This window comes from Elizabethkingia argenteiflava (genome assembly GCF_009904105.1).
Taxonomy (GTDB): domain Bacteria; phylum Bacteroidota; class Bacteroidia; order Flavobacteriales; family Weeksellaceae; genus Elizabethkingia; species Elizabethkingia argenteiflava.
On the sequence record NZ_JAAABJ010000408.1, the window covers coordinates 1 to 354 of the forward strand.

General features: G+C 36.4%; 1 protein-coding gene. It reads left to right on the forward strand.

Annotation, left to right across the window (positions count from 1 at the left end; genetic code table 11):
* Positions 1-354 (forward strand): hypothetical protein (locus tag GNY06_RS04805; RefSeq protein WP_166519037.1); only part of this gene is annotated, 354 nt, incomplete at both ends.

Genomic DNA, 354 nt, shown 5'->3' on the forward strand with positions numbered 1-354 from the left:
AGTAGCGCTGAGACGGGATATAATATCTCTGCAATTGAGGTGGGTAATCACAGTTCTCATTATCAAGCTTCTAATATCAAGCTATCCAATGCCCATAATACTTATTTAGGGAATATAGGTTATCAGAAATTCGCCTTATTATCGGGATTAAATACGAATGAAGTGAGCGAGGTGGGTATTGTTAACGCGTATAATGATAAAGCTTCCCTCAGTATTCCTTTCATTACGATTGGGCCTTTATCGAAAACCAATTTAAACTTCTTCCGCGATAAAGTAAAAATTATACCAGGTCTCAATTATATCCTCACCGTACGTCTTAATCCTAAAGACATATTACTTACTTATAAAGGGCCA